Origin of the sequence: Rhizobium phaseoli, from assembly GCF_003985125.1 — a bacterium.
Lineage (GTDB): Bacteria > Pseudomonadota > Alphaproteobacteria > Rhizobiales > Rhizobiaceae > Rhizobium > Rhizobium phaseoli.
On the sequence record NZ_ML133596.1, the window covers coordinates 1 to 16,915 of the forward strand.

General features: G+C 63.3%; 14 protein-coding genes and 2 pseudogenes. 11 read left to right on the forward strand and 5 right to left on the reverse strand.

Features of this window, described 5'->3' with window-relative positions:
• Window positions 1–8 precede the first annotated feature (8 nt).
• A pseudogene (locus EFD56_RS29390) lies at window positions 9–268 on the reverse strand (transposase); the annotation flags it as partial.
• Between the two features lie 1,224 nt (window positions 269–1,492).
• Here EFD56_RS29390 and EFD56_RS29395 point away from each other — a divergent pair.
• The 8 genes from EFD56_RS29395 (at window position 1,493) to fni (ending at window position 11,119) form a co-directional block, all read left to right on the forward strand.
• Window positions 1,493–1,672 (forward strand): cytochrome P450, encoded by a 180-nt coding sequence (locus EFD56_RS29395; protein ID WP_037145542.1) that lies wholly within the window; start codon window positions 1,493–1,495, stop codon window positions 1,670–1,672.
• Window positions 1,673–1,740: 68 nt separating this feature from the next.
• Window positions 1,741–3,021, forward strand: a complete 1,281-nt coding sequence (locus EFD56_RS29400) for a cytochrome P450 (protein ID WP_049730597.1) — start codon at window positions 1,741–1,743, stop codon at window positions 3,019–3,021.
• Between the two features lie 5 nt (window positions 3,022–3,026).
• Complete coding sequence (locus tag EFD56_RS29405; RefSeq protein ID WP_037145546.1) at window positions 3,027–4,628, forward strand: cytochrome P450; 1,602 nt, start codon at window positions 3,027–3,029, stop codon at window positions 4,626–4,628.
• Window positions 4,615–5,457: an SDR family oxidoreductase gene (locus tag EFD56_RS29410; protein WP_008536513.1), complete on the forward strand. Its 843-nt coding sequence runs from the start codon at window positions 4,615–4,617 to the stop codon at window positions 5,455–5,457. The genes EFD56_RS29405 and EFD56_RS29410 overlap by 14 nt, the downstream gene beginning before the upstream one ends.
• Window positions 5,457–6,740: a cytochrome P450 gene (locus EFD56_RS29415; RefSeq protein WP_126906968.1), complete on the forward strand. Its 1,284-nt coding sequence runs from the start codon at window positions 5,457–5,459 to the stop codon at window positions 6,738–6,740. Before EFD56_RS29410 ends, EFD56_RS29415 begins: the two co-directional genes overlap by 1 nt.
• 773 nt (window positions 6,741–7,513) lie before the next feature.
• Window positions 7,514–9,067 carry a hypothetical protein gene (locus tag EFD56_RS29425; protein ID WP_037145548.1) on the forward strand — a complete coding sequence of 518 codons (1,554 nt, stop codon included), beginning with the start codon at window positions 7,514–7,516 and terminating at the stop codon, window positions 9,065–9,067.
• Window positions 9,064–9,966, forward strand: a complete 903-nt coding sequence (locus EFD56_RS29430) for a terpene synthase family protein (protein ID WP_037145551.1) — start codon at window positions 9,064–9,066, stop codon at window positions 9,964–9,966. The genes EFD56_RS29425 and EFD56_RS29430 overlap by 4 nt, the downstream gene beginning before the upstream one ends.
• The gene (gene fni / locus EFD56_RS29435; protein WP_198364251.1) at window positions 9,932–11,119 is read left to right on the forward strand and encodes a type 2 isopentenyl-diphosphate Delta-isomerase; all 1,188 of its coding nucleotides are present in this window, start codon (window positions 9,932–9,934) and stop codon (window positions 11,117–11,119) included. The genes EFD56_RS29430 and fni overlap by 35 nt, the downstream gene beginning before the upstream one ends.
• Window positions 11,120–11,307: 188 nt before the next feature.
• On the opposite strand, the gene EFD56_RS29440 is transcribed toward fni, so the two are convergent.
• The 4 genes and pseudogenes from EFD56_RS29440 to EFD56_RS29450 form a co-directional block, all read right to left on the reverse strand.
• Window positions 11,308–12,237 (reverse strand): polyprenyl synthetase family protein, encoded by a 930-nt coding sequence (locus tag EFD56_RS29440; RefSeq protein WP_008536525.1) that lies wholly within the window; start codon window positions 12,235–12,237, stop codon window positions 11,308–11,310.
• A gap of 831 nt (window positions 12,238–13,068) precedes the next feature.
• Window positions 13,069–13,216, reverse strand: a pseudogene (locus EFD56_RS33765) (IS5/IS1182 family transposase); the annotation flags it as partial.
• An 86-nt stretch (window positions 13,217–13,302) separates the two neighbouring features.
• Entirely contained in the window at window positions 13,303–13,419 is a 117-nt protein-coding gene (locus tag EFD56_RS29445; protein ID WP_008536526.1) for a transposase, read from the reverse strand.
• Between the two features lie 32 nt (window positions 13,420–13,451).
• A complete protein-coding gene (locus tag EFD56_RS29450; RefSeq protein WP_008536527.1) occupies window positions 13,452–13,742 on the reverse strand; it encodes a hypothetical protein in 291 nt (96 codons plus the stop codon).
• Here EFD56_RS29450 and tnpA point away from each other — a divergent pair.
• From tnpA to tnpC, 3 genes are all read left to right on the forward strand, one after another.
• The gene (gene tnpA / locus EFD56_RS33770) at window positions 13,714–14,121 is read left to right on the forward strand and encodes an IS66-like element accessory protein TnpA (protein WP_080515693.1); all 408 of its coding nucleotides are present in this window, start codon (window positions 13,714–13,716) and stop codon (window positions 14,119–14,121) included. The genes EFD56_RS29450 and tnpA overlap by 29 nt on opposite strands.
• On the forward strand, window positions 14,118–14,468 hold the full coding sequence (gene tnpB / locus EFD56_RS29460; RefSeq protein WP_016737501.1) for an IS66 family insertion sequence element accessory protein TnpB: 351 nt from the start codon (window positions 14,118–14,120) through the stop codon (window positions 14,466–14,468). Before tnpA ends, tnpB begins: the two co-directional genes overlap by 4 nt.
• 59 nt (window positions 14,469–14,527) lie before the next feature.
• Window positions 14,528–16,218, forward strand: a protein-coding gene (tnpC, locus tag EFD56_RS29465; protein WP_425376313.1) for an IS66 family transposase whose coding sequence is annotated in 2 segments (ribosomal slippage) — window positions 14,528–15,080 and window positions 15,080–16,218 — 1,692 coding nt in all. Because the reading frame shifts where the segments join, the coding sequence is not laid out codon by codon here.
• Window positions 16,219–16,915 lie beyond the last annotated feature (697 nt).

A 16,915-nucleotide genomic window follows, 5' to 3' on the forward strand; every position in this document is an offset into this window, starting at 1 on the left:
CCCTACCATTTTTTTGCAAGAAGCTCGCGGAGCGCGGCCGCATCCAGCATCTGTTCGGCCAGCAGCTTTTTCAGCCTGGCGTTCTCGTCCTCAAGCGCCTTCAGCCGCTTGGCCTCGGAGACTTCCAGGCCGCCGTATTTGGCTTTCCAGTTGTAAAACGTCGCTTCTGAAATCCGTGCTTGCGGCAAAGGTCGGCCGCCTTCGCACCAGCCTCCTGCTCCTTCAGCACCGCAATTATCTGCTCTTCGGTAAATCTCTGCTTCTTCATTCGTCCGTCCTTTGATGGGCCGGACTCTAATCAATTCTGGAGGAAATTCGCAGGGGCAGGTCAGAGCAGTCCAACGTCCCCCAGCTTGACCTAAGGCGTAAACGGCGCACCCCTTAGTTAGCGGTGTAGGTATTGACCCAATTCATCAGGCTAAAGCTCAATTCGATGTCATGGAACTACTCAACAACCTCCAGCAACCGAGGACCGCTTTCTTCACCACGGTGCGGCGGTCCATGAGATGCTGCATTGGTCTCCCGATTGCTTCATCTTCGGCAGGAGGCTTCTGGATTGGGCATCGTCTGGTTTAGAAAGCACCTCCGACTCAGGCGACTGTTGCCGACCGCCGCTCCTGATTAGATGACATGTTTCCGGAAGAGAACATGCTTCGAAATTTGAGCGTTTCCCGTTGCCTTTTCTACCTACGCCGATCGAGAAGCTCGACCGTCTCGGTAAGCGCGGGGGTGGAAACATTAAGAACAACGTCAACGAGATGACTACAAGCTCAGAACTTGCATTTGGCGGAAATAAGCTCCGCAAACTTTACTACCGGAGGGTCGAGGCGGGTCCAGTCTGATTTGCCCAGAGCCGGCGCTTTTAACGCGGCGGCCTCGGCGCAGTCGACGACGTTCCCGCCCATCGGACGAAAACTGGCGGGGCAACTTCGACGTCGAAGATGGCGCGGATTGTTGCACGAAAGCCCGCCGCGAGGGCATCCCATGCAGGTCGCCGACTATCGGACGCAGACCGGCTTAGAGCAGTCTTTTGTCAGACATGTACTCCGCGGTTGTCGGCATTGAGACTGAATGGCGGGAGCTTGACACTACGCGCTGCTACGAAATGCCTGCTGAACCCACGAATTCACTTCGGCACGCGATTTGCTCTGGTCACGGTATGTCGCCAATCGCAGCGCGATGGTCTTCGGGCGGCGCATCGCTGTTCGCGTCTCGTGAGTTCCGATGGTTTGCTGGGCAATGATAGTGGCTCGGTTGTGTGTGCCGGGAAAATGTGAGGAGTGTTAGATGCGATCTAGAGTTCTTCGTTTGCGACCCACAACAATCGCCCACGTCGCGAGCGGTACAGCCAAAGCGGCAGACCTTGAGCCAGGCGGGAAGCCGGGGGTGTGGGACTGGACTGGAAGTTCTGTTTGCGGACGGGTCGGTGGGCGGGTGCGGTCGAACCTGCTGCGCCAATTCCTACGGTCGGCCGACCTATGGCGATACCGACATGTTCGATTTCAACCGGCTGCAAAACCCGCACCTGCCCCTCGGCCAGGGGCCGCATCTGTGCGTGGGCGCTGCGCTGGCGCGCCTGAAATTGGGAAGTGCCTTCCCCCCGCCGTTCGTGCGGCCGGAGGATCTGGCGCTGGCAATCGCCGCGGAGGACGTCGTCTACACGCTGTCTTAACTCATTTGCTGCCCGCAGTCTGCCCGTCATCTTCCGCCCCTTCCGGGCTTAAAGAGTGAAGCGTCACCATGTCCGAACAATCCTTGCCGACGCTGCCGATGTGGCGGGTCGATCACATCGAGCCCTCGCCCGAGATGTTGGCGCTACGCGCCAAGGGTCCGATCCACCGCGTGCGCCTTCCGTCCGGGCACGAATGCTGGTGGGTGACAGGCTATGACGAGGCCAAGGCGGTGCTGTCTGACGCGGCATTCCGGCCCGCGGGAATGCCTCCGGCGGATTTCACCCCAGATTCGGTCATTCTCGGTTCGCCGGGATGGCTGGTCTCGCACGAAGGGGACGAGCATGCTCGGTTACGCACGATCGTGGCGCCGGCCTTCAGCAACAGCAGGGTGAAGCTGCTTACGCAGCAGGTCGAGGCGATCACCGTGCAGTTGTTCGATACGCTGGCGGTTCAGCCCCAGCCCGCAGACTTGCGACGCCATCTCTCCTTTCCGCTTCCGGCCAAGGTAATCAGCGCGCTGATGGGCGTGCCCTTCGAGGAACACGCCTTTTTCGCAGGGCTCTCCGACGAGGTGATGACGCACCAGCATGAAAGCGGCCCGCGCAGCGCGTCCGGCCTGGCCTGGGAAGAGCTCCGCGCCTACATCCACGGCAAAATACGGGGCAAGCGACAGGATCCGGGCGATAACCTGCTGACGGATCTGCTAGCCGCGGTCGACCAGGGCAAAGCGACCGAGGAAGAGGCGATCGGCCTCGCGGCGGGCGTGCTGGTGGCGGGGCACGAGAGCACCGTCGCGCAGATCGAATTCGGCCTGCTGGCCATGTTTCGCCATCCGCAACAGCGCGAACGCCTGGTCCGCGATCCTTCCCTGGTTGACAAGGCGGTGGAAGAAATACTGCGCATGTATTCGCCTGGCGCGGGGTGGGACGGCATCATGCGCTATCCCCGGACCGACGTTACCATCGCGGGCGTGCATATACCCGCGGAGAGCAAAGTACTGGTCGGCCTGCCGGCGACCTCGTTTGATCCGTGCCATTTCAAAGACCCGGAAGTCTTCGACATCGGACGCGACGCAAATCCCCACCTGGCGTTCTCCTACGGGCAGCACAATTGCATCGGGGCGGCGCTGGCGAGGCTGGAACTGAAGGCCATATTCGGTTCGATCTTCCAGCGCTTTCCCGCGTTGCGCCTGGCCGTGGCGCCCGAAGAACTGAAGTTGCGCAAGGAGATCATCACCGGCGGGTTCGAGGAGATGCCGGTGCTCTGGTGCGGACGCCCCCCGGCATCGCAATCTTCTCATTTGGCGGCGCCTGGCGCGCACCGGTCAGATCAGCCACTCGACAGGTAATCAAGATGGACGTGCAAGACACCACGGCAGCATGCCACGACGCCTTCGCCGAGCTGGCGTCGCCAGCATGCATCCAAGACCCGTACCCGTTCATGCGGTGGTTGCGAGAGCACGATCCGGTGCACCGCGCGGCGTCGGGCCTCTTTCTGTTGAGCCGCCACGCCGACATCTACTGGGCGTTCAAGGCTACGGGCGATGCGTTTCGGGGGCCGGCGCCATCCGAACTGGCGCGCTATTTCCCGCGTGCGGCGAGCAGCCTGTCGCTCAATCTGCTGGCGTCTACGCTAGCCATGAAGGAACCACCGACGCATACGCGTCTGCGCCGGCTGATTTCGCGCGATTTCACCGTGGGCCAGATCGACAACCTGCGGCCGAGCATCGCGCGCATCGTCGCAGCTCGCCTGGATGGCATGGCGCCCGCACTGGAGCGAGGAGAGGCGGTGGACCTGCATCGGGAATTCGCACTGGCCTTGCCCATGCTTGTCTTCGCTGAATTGTTCGGCATGCCCCAAGACGACGTTTTCGAGCTCTCAGCGATCGTCAGCGCCATTCTAGAAGGCCTGAGCCCGCACGCCAGCGATCCACAGCTCGCCGCGGCGGACGTGGCCAGCGCCAGGGTGAAGGCCTATTTCGGCGACCTCATACTGCGCAAGCGCGCCGATCCCCGCCGCGACATCGTGTCGACACTGGTCGGCGCACACACCGACGACGCCGATACGCTCTCGGACGCGGAGTTGATCAGCATGCTGTGGGGCATGTTGCTGGGCGGCTTCGCCACCACTGCTGCGACTATCGACCATGCGGTGCTGGCGATGCTGGCCTACCCCGAGGAGCGGCACTGGCTGCAGGGAGACGCCGCAGGGGTGGAGGCATTTGTAGAAGAAGTACTGCGCTGCGAGGCGCCCGCCATGTTCAGCTCCATTCCGCGTATCGCCCAGCGCGACATCGAACTGCATGGCGTGGTGATCCCGAAGGACGCGGACGTGCGCGTGCTGATCGCGGCCGGCAATCGCGACCCGGACGCTTTCGCTGATCCCGACCGCTTCGATCCGGTGCGGTTCTACGGCACCAGGCCTGGCACGTCGAGCGACGGAAAGATTATGCTGAGCTTCGGCCACGGCATCCACTTCTGCCTAGGTGCTCAACTCGCCAGGGTGCAACTGGCCGAGAGCCTGCCGCAGATCCAGGCTCGCTTCCCCACGTTGGCCTTGGCCGAGCAGCCGACCCGGGAGCCCTCAGCGTTCCTTAGGACGTTCCGCGCGCTGCCGGTGCGGCTGCACGCGCAGGCGGCGGCTGAGGTTCGCGTCGTGGTCGACCAGGACCTGTGCGGAACCACTGGTCAGTGCGTGTTGACGCTGCCGGGCACCTTTCGTCAGCGCGAGCCGGACGGCGTGGCGGAAGTGTGCATGGCGACGGTCCCGCAGGCGCTGCACGCCGCCGTGCGCCTAGCAGCCAGCCAGTGCCCGGTCGCGGCCATTCGGGTGATCGAAAGCGAAGCCGGCGATGACCATTGCACCAACCCCGGCCCTACGCCCTCTCCGGCAGACGCTGAGCGACATGCAGCGAAAGACCTACGCAATCCAGGAGAACATGATGGAACGATTTAAAGGCAAGGTGGCCGTGGTGACCGGCGCCGGCGCCGGGATCGGCAAGGCATGCGCCCTCGCCATCGCGCGCGAGGGCGGCAGAGTGGTGGTGGCCGACATTGATGGCCCCGCTGCCATCGCCTGCACCGCACAGATCGCAGCCGAAGCGGGCCAAGCGCTGGCCGTGGCCATGGACATCGCAGATGCGCAGGCGGTGGCAGAGCTGTTCAAAACGGCGAAGCGGCGCTTCGGTGGGGTCGACGTGCTTGTGAACAATGCGAGCGCCATGCATTTGACTCCGCACGACCGCGCGATCCTCGACCTGGACGTGGCGGTCTGGGACCAGACCATGGCGACCAATTTGCGCGGCACGCTCCTTTGCTGCCGGCAGGCCATCCCACAAATGATCGGCCGTGGTGGTGGCGCGATCGTGAACATGTCATCGTGCCAAGGGCTCAGCGGCGACACCGCACTGACGTCATACGCCGCGTCGAAGGCCGCAATGAACATGCTGTCGGCCTCGCTTGCCACCCAATACGGACACGCGAAGATCCGCTGCAACGCGGTTGCGCCAGGTCTTGTCATGACCGAACGTCTCTTCGCCAAGCTGGACGAGTGCATGCAACGGCATCTACACCGGCACCAGCTCCTGCCGCACGTCGGCCGCCCCGAGGACGTAGCCGCGCTGGTCGCGTTCCTGCTCTCGGAGGAGGCTGCGTTCATCACCGGCCAGGTGGTGTGCATCGACGGCGGCATGTTGGCGCATGTTCCAACCTACGCCGACGGTGGCAACAGCGCGGCTCGGCCGGCCGGTGACGCCGCCGAAGCAGCCGCAGCGTCGCATTGGTGATGGACATGCTGCTCAACCCGCTGAACCGCTGGCGCCGGCTACGGGACGACATCCCGGTCATGCCTGGCGCTTTCCCCCTGGTCGGGCATCTTCCCGCCATCGTCTGCGATCTGCCGCGCCTGCTGCGGCGCGCGGAAAGGACCCTAGGCAGCCACTTCTGGCTGGACTTCGGCCCGGCCGGACACCTGATGACATGCCTGGATCCAGATGCGCTCGCATTGCTCCGGCACAAGGAAGTGTCCTCGGCACTGATCGAAGAGATGGCGCCCGACATCCTTGGCGGAACGTTGGTCACTTTGGACGGTAGCGCGCACCGGCAGGCGCGCGATGGGATAAAAGCGGCGTTTCTGCCGAGGGGTCTGACCGAGGCCGGCATTGGCGAGCTGTTCGAACCAATTATTAGGGCTCAGGTCAAGGCGTGGCGCGACCGCGGTGAAGTCGCTATCCTGCCAGACACCCGCAACCTGATGCTCAAACTCACCTTCAGTCTCATGGGCATCCCCGCCCAAGACCTGTCGGAGTGGCATCGCAAGTACCGGCAACTGCTACAATTGATGGTCGCGCCCCCGATCGACCTGCCGGGGATGCCCTTGCGACGCGGCCGCGCCGCGCGCACCGGGTTGATCAACGACATGGTGAGCGCCTTCGATTGCAGCGATGGCGCGCTCTCCGATGACGTCCTGGTCGCCAATATCCGCTTGCTGCTGCTTGCCGGCCACGAGACCTCCGCCTCGACGATAGCCTGGATGGTGATCGAGCTGGCGCAGCATCCAGAGCTGTGGGACGCCCTGGTCGAAGAGGCGCAACGCGTGGGCGCGGTGCCGACCGGGCACGAGGACCTGGCGCAATGTCCGGTCGCAGAGGCGCTGTTTCGGGAGACGCTACGAATGCATCCGGCTTCCTCGCTCGTACCGCGTCGCGCGATGCAGGAATTACAACTCGGCCAGCGGCGCATTCCTTCGGGCACTCATTTGTGCATCCCACTACTGCATTTCTCGACCTCGCCGCTGCTGCACGAAGCGCCCGATCAGTTCCGTCTGGGGCGGTGGCTGCAACGCACGGAGCCGATCCGGCCGGTGGACATGCTGCAGTTCGGTGCCGGCCCACACGTCTGCATGGGCTATCACCTTGTATGGCTGGAGCTGGTGCAGTTCAGCATCGCCTTGGCATTGACCATGCAGGAGGCCGGGGTGCGGCCGCGATTGATGAGCGGCGTCGAAAAAGGCCGGCGCTATTACCCGACCGCACATCCGTCCATGACAGTCCGCATCGGATTCTCATGAGCTGGGATCCTCTGCCCCGTGTCAAGAGGCAGCGGCGACGACGATGGGCGGCATTGCTGCACTCGGCGCGCGCGCGCGGTGCGACGCCGGCAGCACCGCGGCGGCTCGCCGCTCGCCGCGGCATTCTCTGTCAGGTAGAAGGAGATGAACAACATGCAGAAGGGTTCCACGCTAAACGACGACCGAACTGGCGTTTCCCCGTTCGGCGGATCGGGCGCGCAGGCGTGCGGCGGATTGCCGGTGCGCGCGTCCATAGGCATTGGCGCGCTATGCGCCGTCGCGGAGGATGCCGCGCTTTACTCTGTACCGCGCACTGGATCGCTATCGCGCCTGTTTCGGCCTTGTATTGTAGGTGGTCGAGGATGACACGCCAGCGGATGACGCGACGCTGGGCAAGCCCCCGGCAAGCATGCGGCGGAGAAGAAAGCAACCGGCGTGCCGATCACGAAGCTGCATGCAGCGCCCCAGTCAGTGCCGGGCCTATGGCCAGAGGCCGAGGAAGCCATCACCTCGCTGCGCCCGCGTGCGGAGCGGTTGGCGCAGGCCGTGCAGCGGGCCAAAAGGGTATCTGTTCAAGCACGCGCCGTGCGCATTGGCGCCGGTCCGCACGGAGGCGCCGCCGTACCGCTGCGATCGGCCGGCGGCACCGCTAGATGCTACATTGTGTTCGATTCCACGGCGCAGATCGGAGCGGTTGCCCACCGCGGACCGCCGCCAGCATAGGTGCGCTTCGCCGCGCTTCTCGTCAACTGCCTGCAGAGGGAACATCCCGCATGAGTGCGCTGTCCGAACAGATCCTTTCTGAATTGCGCCACCTGCTGAACGAGACGCGCGATGGCGGCAGCGTGAGTCCGTCCGTTTACGACACGGCGCGCGTTTTGCAGTTCAGCGGCAACGTCACCGGTCGGCAGAACGGATACGCGTGGCTCATGGCGCAGCAACAGGCCGATGGCGGGTGGGGAAGTGCTGACTTCCCACTGTTCCGCCATGTACCCACGTGGGCGGCGTTGCTTGCATTGCGGCGTGCCGATCCTCTTCCCGGCGCTGCGGACGCAGTTCAGGCTGCAACGCGGTTCCTCGAGCGCCAGCCGGATCCCTACGCGGATGCGGTGCCGGAAGACGCGCCGGTAGGCGCGGAGCTGATCCTGCCGCAGATCTCCGGCGAGGCCACATCCTTGGTGGGCGACGTGGTGTTTCCGCGCTACCCGGCGCTGTTGCCGTTGCGGCAAGCGTGCCTGGTTAAGTTGGGGACGGTGGGACCGCTGCCGAGCGGCCATCCGTTGTTGCACTCCTGGGAAGCCTGGGGGACGTCGCCGACCACGGCATGCCTGGACGACGACGGCAGCATCGGCATCAGCCCGGCGGCAACCGCCGCGTGGCGTGCGCACGCCCTCACACAGGCGAGCGCGCCACAGGTCGAGCGTGCGGACAGGTATCTTCAGGCCGCATCGCGCGCGGCGCGCAGCGGCATCGAAGGTGTCGTTCCCAGCGTCTGGCCGATCAACGTGTTCGAGCCATGCTGGTCGCTGTACACTCTGCATCTGGCCGGGTTGTTTTCGCATCCCGCGCTCGCCGAGGCGGTGCGCGTGATCGTCGCGCAGCTCGATGCCTGTCTGGGCGTGCGCGGTCTGGGTCCGGCCTTGCACTTCGCGGCCGATGCGGACGACACTGCTGTTGCGTTGTGCATCCTGCGCCTAGCAGGACGCAACCCGGGTGCCGACGCGTTGCGCCACTTCGAAATCGGCGGGCTGTTCGTTACCTTCCCCGGCGAGCGCAATGCCTCGGTGTCGACCAACATCCACGCCCTGCATGCGTTCAGACTTTTGGGAAAGCCCACCGCCGGTACCAGCGCTTACCTTGAGGCCAATCGCAACGCGGACGGTCTATGGGACAATGACAAATGGCATGTTTCGTGGCTGTATCCCACCGCGCATGCAATCGCTGCGCTCGCGCAAGGCGCGCCCCAGTGGCGCGACGAGCGCGCGCTGGCGGCGCTGTTGCAGGCGCAGCGCGACGACGGCGGCTGGGGCGCGGGTCGCGCGTCAACATTTGAGGAAACCGCCTATGCGCTGTTCGCGTTGCACGTGATGGATGGGCGCGAAGAGCCGACAGGGCGCGCCCGCATCGCGCTGGCGGTCGCGCACGCGCTGGAGTGGATGCTCGCTCGCCATGAGGCGCATGAATTGCCGCAGACGCCGCTGTGGATCGGCAAGGAATTGTATTGCCCGACCCGGGTCGTGCGCGTGATCGAACTCGCCGGCTTGTGGCTGGCTCTTCGTTGGGGGCGGCGTATCCCGACCGAGGTAGCAGGAGGAATAGCGCAATGATCCCGACCGAAAGCGCGCTGCAGCAAGTACTGGAGTGGGGGCGTTCCCTGACCGGATTCGCCGACGAGCATGCCGTAGAAGCAGTTAGGGGCGGACAGTACATCCTGCAGTGTATCCAACCGAGCTTGCACGATATCAGCGCCCGCACCGGCCGAGATCCGCAGGACGAAAAGCTGATCGTGGCGTTTTATCGCGAGTTGGCGCTACTGTTTTGGCTCGACGATTGCAACGACCTTGGCCTGATCGCGCCGGAGCAGCTGGCCGCGGTGGAGCAGGCGCTGGGGCAGGGCGTGCCATGCGCGGTCCCCGGTTTCGAGGGCTGCGCTGTGCTGCGCGCTTCCCTGGCCGCGCTCGCCTACGATAGGCGCGACTATACTGAGCTTCTTAACGATACCCGGTGCTACTGCGCGGCGCTGCGCGCCGGACACGCGCAGGCGGCGGGGGCTGAACGCTGGTCGTACGCCGAATACTTGCACAATTCCATCGATTCGATCGCCTACGCGAACGTGTTCTGTTGCCTGTCGTTGCTATGGGGGCTGGACATGGCGACCCTGCGCGCGCGTCCGGCGTTTCGCCAGGTGCTGCGGCTCATCTCCACGATAGGGCGCCTGCAGAACGATCTGCATGGATGCGCCAAGGATAGGGCGGCGGGAGAGGCCGACAACGCTGCCATCCTGCTCCTGCAGCGTTATCCGGCTATGCCTGTGGAGGATTTCCTCAACGACGAGCTGGTCGGCCATGCGCGCATGCTGCACCGAGTGATGGTGAAAGAACGCTTTCCTGCACCATGGGGACCGTTAATCGAGGCCATGGCGGTCATTCGCGCGAAGTACTACCAGACCTCGATCAGCCGCTACGGCAACGATGCGGCGGGGGGAGGCCAGCGTGCGCCGGCGTGAACGCGCGGGAGGCGGCGGCGTGCGCGCGGCGCCCTCGGTCCGATCCGACGCAACGCCAACGCCCAATACGGCGGATCGAGCGAGCGGGTGCGACGACGCCCTGACCCGGCGCAAGGACGACCATCTGGACCTCGTGCTGGATCGGCGAACGGCGCCAGCCACGGTCGCTGCCGGCTGGGAGCAAATCCGGTTCGAACACTGCGCACTGCCCGAGCTGGACCTGACGCAGATCGAACTGCGCACATCGCTGTTAGGCAAGCCCATGCGTGCGCCGCTGCTGATCAGTTCCATGACCGGCGGAATGCCACGCGCAGAGGCCATCAATCGGCACCTGAGCGAGGCGGCGCAAGCCTTGGGGATCGCCATGTGCGTCGGTTCGCAGCGCGTAAGCCTGCAATCGCGCAATTCCCAGGGGCTGACGCGCGCCCTACGCCGCCTGGCGCCTGACATTCCCTTGCTGGCCAATATCGGCGCTGCGCAACTGCGCGAGGCCGACGGCCTTGATCTGGCGCGCCGGGCTGTCGATGCGCTGGAGGCTGATGGGCTGATCGTCCATCTCAATCCGCTGCAGGAAGTGCTACAGCCGGATGGCGACCGCGACTGGCACGGCGTACTGGCGCAGGTGGCTCGCGCCGCGCGTAGCGTGGGCGTGCCGATCGTGGCCAAAGAAGTCGGGTGGGGCCTGTCCGCCTCGGTGGCCTGCGCGCTCGTCGAGGCGGGTGTTGAGGTGATTGATGTCGCCGGAGCCGGCGGCACCAGTTGGGCCGCGGTGGAGGGCGAGCGCGCCCGCGATGCCGCCGGCCGTGCAGTGGCGATGGCGTTTGCCGATTGGGGGATCCCGACACCGGCCAGCTTGCAGGCGGTCCGTCGGGCACTGCCAACGGTGAAGCTTATCGCGTCCGGCGGGATCCGCGACGGCGTCGACGTGGCCAAGGCCATTCGCCTCGGTGCGGACATTGCCGGGCAGGCAGCCGGCGTGCTGCCGGCGGCTACGGTATCGACCGAAGCGGTCGTTGCGCATTTCGAGGTCGTCATCCGCCAGTTGGCCGTCGCCTGCTTTTGCACCGGCTCACCTGATCTGGCGACGTTGCGCCAGGCGCGCTTGTTGCCCTCCGCGCACTTGTTGCCCTCCGCGCATCCGCCAGTCGGATGATGCCGGCGTCGCCCGCTCTGTCGGCCGGCCCTCCAAGCTGGTTGCAAAAACCGTTAACGCTAAAGCTAGACCTCTAATCCACCTTGGCCCAGCGGTTCGATGCAGGGAACGAAGTGTTCATGAAGCAGCTGTTGACGATGAAGCGGTAATGATGCCGCCGGCTAGGTTATGCGTACCGTAACTCGGGCTTACAAAGGCGCGCAATCCAGCGCCGTTTGTTGAATCAGACCGGCTTTTCCCGGTCCAGCCACGCCTTTGCAAAGTGCATGATTAAGCCAGTCAACGAAGGACCGTTTTTGAGGGCTGGCAGGAATGGTGTCACCTATCTGTTCGAGATACGCATAAAATCTGGCGGCTGCGCTGTCCAATCCTTGGCCGCGAACGATACTGGGTCGATTCAGCTGCGTGTCCACGGCAGGCAATTTGCCAAGCACTTCTGCGCGGCCGACTGTATCTGCGATGTCGTCGGCGATCTGATACGCGTGCCCGAGCAATTCCCCCACCTTAGACCATGGGGCCGGATCTGCACCACTTGCCAGGGCACCGCAAGTGGCCGCCGCGACAAAGAGGGAGCCGGTCTTGTAATGGTGATAGCGGTCGATTGGGACGTGCGTCATTGCCTCCATCGACTGTCCGGCGATCAGTCCGTGACTGGGGCCGACCGCCTCCGCCACCACCTCGATCATGCGCGCGCCCAACTCAGGTGTTAGCGCAGCCTGCAAGCTGAGGTATTTGAAAGCCATCACAATCAAGGCATCGCCGGTCAAAACGGCGATAGGCTCTCCGAAAAGCCGGTGCACCGTTGGTCTGCCGCGGCGTAGCGCCGCGTTATCGAAGCAAGGCAAGTCGTCATGCACCAACGAGGCACAGTGCAGCAATTCAATTGCTGCCGCGGCTCTTGTCGCCAGCTCAGGATCTTTTTCGCCGCACACATAGGAGACTTTCAAGCAGAGCTTGGGGCGCATCCGGGAGCCCCCTGGAAACACTGCCGCGTCCAGCGCTCCACGCAGGTGAGCCGGCGCAGCCGGACTTAGAGCAGTATCCATGGCAGCTCGCAGCGCTTGCTCGATGAGCTTGTCGCTATCGCCAACCACGTCGGCTTGGTGATTCGAAATCATATCGCATCTCCACTTTTGAGACGAAAACGAAAACGGGCCTAGTCCAACCGGTGCCAAACAAAAGGCCGATTTCGCTGTGTCTCTTCAGGTTCTAAGGCACCGTTAAGTTTAGCGGATTGCGGCGGCCAACATGCGGCACCGGCGTGACCAATGAAACCGTGTGCCAGTGGGAGCCTTAACTCGGCAAGGCGATCTCCCACTGGAATCCCTTGAAGCAGTCTCATTCGTGGCGACCTGACATCTGAACGTCGGTTACTTCGATCGCGCGCGAAGAACATTGGCTCCGGCGGCGCTGTCGGCCAGAATGGCATCGCTCTCAACGTCTTGGTCCAAAGCTGAAGAGGCTCCCGCGCTGAGCAGTGGCTGGTGACAAAGCTCTTTGGATCGGCTGCACGCCGCCGCGCGTGATGATCGCTGACGAGCTCCGTTCGTACGGTACGACATGGGCGAAGATGGGCCTTACATCTAAAGGTGTTGGTCATCGTCGATAGTAGCCACTGGAGCTTGGACCGGAACCATTGCTGGCAGAGATCTGGGCTCCTACAAGCAATTGGTGTGCCACCAGATCATTGTTAGTGAATGTTTCAATGGCGACAGAAGGCGTCTTCCGGTGCTCACCGTGTGTCGGGAGTCGCGGATTGTGCCACTCCGCCTAGTATTTGAACAGCGTCAACCTTGCGAGCGATCCGTCCGAAGGCCAACCCAGCATTGGAGTGATTTGGGTTGAGGTCACAAATGCACGTCGGCGCTTGCATCATGCCAGCCTGTCAATGTGCGCGATCGCACACGACTGTCAGCTTTGCGTCAATTACGATCGAACCGATGCTTTTGACGTTTCACGAGGTTACGCTGCCGATAGACCCAGCGTGAGAAGACGACTGAGCCTTCCAGTTGTTCTTCGGCGCGATGTTGCCGAAGCCTTACACTCGACCGGCTTGGCGAGGATTTCAGCGCTGCCGTAGCCCTTGTCGGCCGGCAGGAAACCGCTTCGAAAAGTCGGTCCCCTACCGCCTTTTGCTAGCGGACTAAAAGGGCGGAGCAGGTGGATCTATACAGCGCTTTCTTTCAAAGCCCTGGTTGCGCCTTGTGTTCGTCAGCGATCAGGAGCGCCTTCGGCTCCACATGCTTGGCGACGGCCGCCCATGCATCCTTGCCGTTCTCGTCCAGGATCACCCGCGTCACCGTTCTGTTCGGTGCATGGCGGTTGGCCTCCCTCAGCGCCAGAACTCACATACGCTTGCCGTTCTGATTTTCCTTCTTGCGCCCGTCCTTGCGCTCTTCCTTCTTGTCACCTTGCGGAGGACGCCGCCCACATACTTGCCGTCGATCTGCACCGTACCGTGCAGCTTGATCGCATCACGGCGAAGGTCGGCTGCCTCCCGGAGCTTCTGCAGCAGGAAGTAGGCGGTCTTGTACGTACCCATCCGGCGAAGGCCGTCTGTCCTGACTTGCTGATTGGCTTTAAGTCCATGCCTTATGTCATGCGCTACAATCATTTCCCCCATTGAGGTCTTGTCCGTCGACGATCTTGGTCGCCGACGGGATTGGTCGGACGAAGAGAAGGTTCGGATCGTCGAGGAAAGTCTACAAAGCTTTCGGAAAGGCTCGGTGACGGCGCGGCGATATGGATTGTCACGGTCATTGTTGACCCGTTGGCGTCGGGAATACCGTAGTGGTCTTCTGAGCAGTTCCGCTACAACGGGCTTCGTGCCACTTACGATTTCGCCACCGGCGGCGGCATCTTGCGAGGTAGCCTCACGGCCGCGATTTGAAGACGACATGACGATCGAGATCGGCCTGCCGAATGGCCGACGGCTGACGATCCCAGCCTCGCTTGATCCGACCATTCTTGCCCGCCTGTTGCCCGTCGTGGATGGGTCATGATCGCGTTTCCCGCGGGGGTAAAGGTGTGGATCGCGGGCGGGGTGACGGACATGCGTTGCGGCATGAACAGCCTGGCGCTGAAGGTTCAGCAAGGTCTTGGCCGCGATCCTCATGGCGGCGAAGTCTTCTGCTTCCGGGGTCGCAAGGGTGACCTGATCAAGGTCCTCTGGCATGACGGCGTCGGCATGTCGCTTTACCTGAAGCGGCTGGAAGCTGGAAAGTTCATCTGGCCGGTCAGCCAGAATGGCTCCGCCGTGCCTGTATCGTCGGCGCAGCTCGGCTATCTCCTGGAAGGGATCGACTGGCGCAACCCGCGCTGGACGCAGCGGCCTTCGAAGGCAGGCTGACCGCCTGCATTCCTCTGTTTTTGTTGGGCTTTCGGCATGCGGCATGGTAGCTTTCGGCCATGGATGATGCTGCTTCGGAGATAGCCAGACTGCGCGCCGCGCTTGCGGCATCGGAAGCGCGTGCCGCCTCTGCCGAGGCCGACCTCGCACAGGTGCGCGCGGTCGTGACGACGTCTGAGGCGATGATCCGGCATCTCAAGCTCGAGATCGCCAAGATACGTCGCGAGCAGTACGGCCAGAGCTCGGAGCGCCGCGCCCGGCTGATCGAGCAAATGGAATTGCAGCTCGAAGAACTTGAAGCCGACGCCACCGAAGACGAGATCGCTGCGGAACGCGTGGCGACGAGAATCACAAATGTCTCCGCTTTCGAACGCCGCCGGCCGGCCCGCAAGCCGTTTCCCGAGCACCTGCCGCGCGAGCGCCTGGTCATCGATGCCCCGTCGACCTGCACCTGCTGCGGCTCGCACCGCATCGTGAAGATGGGCGAAGACATCACCGAGACGCTGGAGATCATTCCGCGCCAGTGGAAGGTGATCCAGACGGTGCGCGAGAAGTTCACCTGCCGGGACTGCGAGAAGATCAGCCAGCCACCGGCCCCTTTCCATGCGACACGCGGGGATGGGCAGGACCGCACCTGCTGGCGACGATCCTGTTCGAGAAGTTCGGCCAACATCAGCCATTGAACCGCCAGGCTGAGCGCTACGCCAGGGAAGGCGTCGCTCTCAGTCTCTCCACACTGGCCGATCAGGTCGGAGCCTGCACGACGGCCCTGCAGCCGATCCATGACCTGATCCGTGCCCATGTTCTGGCCGCCGAGCGGCTGCATGGTGACGACACCACCGTGCCGCTTCTGGCCAGGGGAGCAACAAAGCAGGCGAGGCTCTGGACTTACGTCCGCGATGACCGCCCTTTCGCGGGCGGCGCGCCTCCCGCCGCACTCTTCCACTTCTCTCCCGATCGCGAGAAGACCCACCCCAACACGCATCTCGCCGGATGGCACGGCACCCTGCAAGCCGATGCCTATGGCGGCTACAACGACCTCTATCGTGCCGACCGCCGCCCCGCGCTGGTGATCAGCGCACTTTGCTGGAGCCACGCGCGGCGCAAATTCTTCGAACTCGCTGACATCGCCGGCAACGTGCGCAAGGGCAAACCTGCCCACGAGATATCGCCCGTCGCGCTTGAGGCCGTTGCCCGCATCGACGCGCTCTTCGACATCGAGCGCGGCATAAACGGAATGCCTGCCGAGGATAGGCTCGCAGCGAGGCTGCAACATGCTCGCCCGCTCGTCGAAGAACTGCACGATTGGCTCATGGCCCAGCGCGGGCAAATGTCGAAGCACAACCCCGTCGCCGAGGCGATCAACTACATGTTCGAGAAGGAGGGTCGCTGGGAAGCCTTCGCCCGGTTCCTCGACGACGGCAGACTGTGTCTGACGAACAATGTCGCCGAACGAGCCCTGCGCGGCGTTGCCGGACCTGAGTCATTGTGCACTCCCTCTTTAAGTATCTGTAAACATTGGAAGCGTCTCGGTGTCAGCAATGCGACACGGGCGGCCCTTTCGGGCTATCGCGGCTTGGACGGTTGCCGAAGTCAGATTGCTGGCCCGGATTTGATACGGCGCGCCGGGAACCACCTGCTCGGCAGACAACACGTTCGTCTTGATCAGGTGGCGTATTCGGTGGTTGGTCACGCCCAAAACCGCCGCCGCCTCTGTCATGGTCAGCCATTCGCCCTCTTTATCGGCTGATTTGTACGCGTGAATGGCCCGGACCCGCCTTACTGAAGCGACCCGGTGTGCAGTCCAGGTTTTTCCTTGCCCCGTGGGCATTCCCATTCGATTGAGCGACGCGGCGATATGTTCATCGGACCAGCGTCCTGCCATGCTCCGCATCACTGCCAAAGCATCTTCCGTTGTGGCGCACCCGTGTTCAACCGTCTGGGGCTTGCGAACCTTGAGCTCCGAATGCTGACCGCCTTTCCAATGGATGGTCAGCACCACGTCGCGCACCTCATCATCGACATCGACAACAATGTCGGCGATCAATGTACGTAGCAGTTGCTGGCGCACGCGCATGGTGACATCCGGCGACTCCCAGGCCGCCTGCAGATTGTCGGCGAGGTTTGCGAAAGTGCCTGGGTCAACTTCGATGGTTGAAGGACTTTCGGTAGGCCTGCGCACTTCCAGATCACGGACGCGGCGTAGCGCCGTTTCCCAATTCTTCTCAAGCTGTGCAGCTATCAGGCGGTTGTCGGGATCGCATGCCGCATAGCGGCGCTCGGCGAGGCTAGCCTCGTAGCGGGCCTGTTGTAGCTCCAGATCGTGAATGTGGCGCTGGTCTTCCTGTCGCTCCCGGTGCATCCGCTCTGCTTTAAAAGTCGCCTCGATCGCTAATGGTTCTACCGCGCGCAACAACTCGCGCGCAACCGCCGCATCGACCTTCGAG